Genomic DNA, 2,723 nt, shown 5'->3' with positions numbered 1-2,723 from the left:
CAACCTTGGGGCGTTAGTCAAACGAACGGATGCGCTGGACTTGCATCGACAGTCTTCGTGGTACAATGAGCGTCTGGTGACGAAAGGGCAGTGAAGCGTGCGCAAAATGTTTTCAGCATTAAGAAAAAGGGAACGTGCATTTCGGACGTCTTTTGGGCGTGACATCACCGATCCGAAAGAGCGCAAGAAATCGCTGCTACATTTCAACTGGCTCGATCATGGGATTTTGCGCAAGCATTGGCACAACTATGCCCAAGTGGCCCCCGGAGTTTACAGGTCCAACCATCCCGATCATGTGCGTTTCAAAGCCTATGCAGCACAAGGGATCAAGACGATCCTGAACCTGCGCGGCGCCGCCAAGCAGCCGCATTATTTATTCGAGGTCGAAAGTTGTGATCAGCTGGGTCTAACCTTGGTTGATATCACGATGTCCGCAAGAAAGGCGCCACCTCTCAAGGCGCTGCACAAACTGCTTGCTGCCTTTGAAACCAATGAGAAGCCATTTCTGATGCATTGCAAATCGGGTGCTGACCGCACGGGGCTTGCCGCAGCACTTTATCTGATGGTCATTGAGGGCCAGCCGCTTGATGTCGCGCGCCGCCAGCTTAGCTTTCGGTTCTTGCATATCAGGCGCACGTCCACGGGCATTCTGGATCACTTCTTTGATGTTTATGCCGCGCGCAATGCGGAATCACCGATTGCGATCACAGACTGGATCAACACGGAATATGATCCGGACGCACTGACCCAAAGCTTTGCGGCCAAGCAAGCCGCATTGAAGCCGTGGCAAGGCTGGCGCTAGTCGCGCGTCCCTGCGAAACGCGCGGCCCACTCATCACGTTCTTCATCGGTGATTTTGCGGAACAGGTTCTCGGGTACGGTAAAAGTATGACCAGCGGGCAGGGCCTGTAACGCTGCTGCTATATCTGTCGGCCACGCATCATCATCCGTTTGCATCGCGTCGATCATTGTCTTGGATGCATCGGGGATGAACGGCGCTGAAAGTACCGCGTAAATCCGGATCAAGTTGAGCGCCACGCGCACTTGCATGGCGGCTGTTTCTGGGTCGGTCTTGAATGTCGTCCACGGTGCATTGGCTTGCAGGTATTCGTTGCCCAAAACCCAGATCGCGCGCAGTTCTGCCGCGGATTTGCGCACCTCCATCGCATCCATGTGGCCTTCATATGCCTGTAGACGCGTGGCCAAGTCAGCGATTAATTGCTCCTCGGCAGGACCATATGATCCACCTTCGGGCACAGCTTCGGAAAACTTGGAGCGGCAAAACTTAGTAATTCGGCTAACAAAATTCCCCAACACGTCAGCGAGGTCTTTGTTGGCGTCTGTTTGGAAGGTTTCCCACGTAAATTCTGCGTCTGAAGATTCAGGCGCGTGCGATAAAAGCCACCAACGCCAATAGTCTGGCGGCAAAAGCTCTAGCGCTTGATCCATAAACACACCGCGTCCACGCGAGGTGCTGAATTGGCCGCCATCATAGTTCAGGTAGTTGAATGACTTGATGTAATCGACCAATTTCCACGGCTCTTGACTGCCCAAAATGGTCGCCGGGAACGACAACGTATGGAACGGTACGTTATCTTTGCCCATGAACTGGGTGTAGCGCACGTCGTCGGCACCTTGATCGGTGCGCCACCAACGCGCCCAGTCTGTGCCTTTGCCTGCGGCTTCCCATTCTTGGGCGCAGGCGATGTATTCGATGGGGGCGTCGAACCAAACATAGAAGACTTTGCCTTCCATGCCGGGCCAATCTGCGTCGCCATTCTTGACCGGGATACCCCAGTCCAGATCACGCGTAATGCCGCGATCTTGTAGGCCATCACCATCAGTCAGCCATTTTTTCGCAATTGATGTCGTCAAGAGTGGCCAATCATGTTTGCTGGCGATCCAAGCGGCGATGTCGTCTTTGAGTTTGGATTGGCAAAGATAGAGGTGCTTTGTCTCACGCACCTCAAGTTCCTTGGAGCCGGAAATCGTGGAGTGAGCGTCGATCAAATCAGTCGGGTCCAACTGCTTGGTGCAGTTGTCGCACTGATCGCCGCGCGCGCTTTCGAAACCGCAGTTAGGGCAGGTGCCTTCGATATAGCGGTCGGGCAAGAAACGCCCGTCCGCGATGGAATAGACCTGCTCTTCGGTGACTTCGCGGATCAAACCCATTTCGGCCAAACGCCCTGCAAACGCTTGGGTCAGTTTATGGTTTTGTGGGCTGGATGAACGACCGAAGTGGTCAAAGGATAGGCGGAATCCTTTGGCGATCTCGGCCTGAACCTCATGCATTTCTGCGCAATATTCAGCGACTGGTTTGCCTGCTTTGGCAGCAGCCAATTCGGCTGGTGTGCCGTGTTCGTCTGTGGCGCAAAGAAACAAGACTTCGTGGCCGCGTTGCCGCAAATAGCGTGCGTAAAGGTCGGCGGGCAACTGGCTGCCGATCAAATTTCCAAGGTGTTTGATCCCGTTGATATACGGGATAGCGGATGTGATCAGATGGCGGGCCATAGCTTCGTCCTTGCAGGTTTGGCTACTATCTAGCGGGGTAGGGTGCCAGATGCCAGACGCCGCATCGAATTAACGGTCGCGACTACGTCCCAACAATCGCCCAATGCTAAAGCTGGTGCGCGGCGCGTAGATATAGCGTGTCTTCTCTTTGGGGGCGCGGCGCACACGCATCCGGGTCAGTCCAAAGATAACCAACAGCACATGACCGATCG

At 54.6% G+C, this 2,723-nt stretch carries 2 protein-coding genes; one reads left to right on the top strand and one right to left on the bottom strand.

Annotated features, from left to right (window positions below; genetic code table 11):
- Nucleotides 1–106: 106 nt before the first annotated feature.
- A complete protein-coding gene (locus QZ197_RS15740) occupies nt 107–802 on the top strand; it encodes a tyrosine-protein phosphatase (RefSeq protein WP_296433165.1) in 696 nt (231 codons plus the stop codon).
- On the opposite strand, the gene metG is transcribed toward QZ197_RS15740, so the two are convergent.
- On the bottom strand, nt 799–2,562 hold the full coding sequence (gene metG / locus QZ197_RS15735) for a methionine--tRNA ligase (protein WP_296433167.1): 1,764 nt from the start codon (nt 2,560–2,562) through the stop codon (nt 799–801). The two genes, QZ197_RS15740 and metG, sit on opposite strands and share 4 nt — an antisense overlap.
- Nucleotides 2,563–2,723: the final 161 nt, after the last annotated feature.

This window comes from Yoonia sp. (assembly GCF_017854415.1).
Classification (GTDB): Bacteria; Pseudomonadota; Alphaproteobacteria; order Rhodobacterales; family Rhodobacteraceae; genus Yoonia.
The sequence above is the reverse complement of the archived record's forward strand: the minus strand, read 5'-3'. Positions and strand labels throughout refer to the sequence as shown.

Excerpts from the sequence above, each read along its gene's own strand:
- QZ197_RS15740 (WP_296433165.1), top strand. The coding sequence starts at position 107 with ATGTTTTCAGCATTAAGAAAAAGGGAACGTGCATTTCGGACGTCTTTT.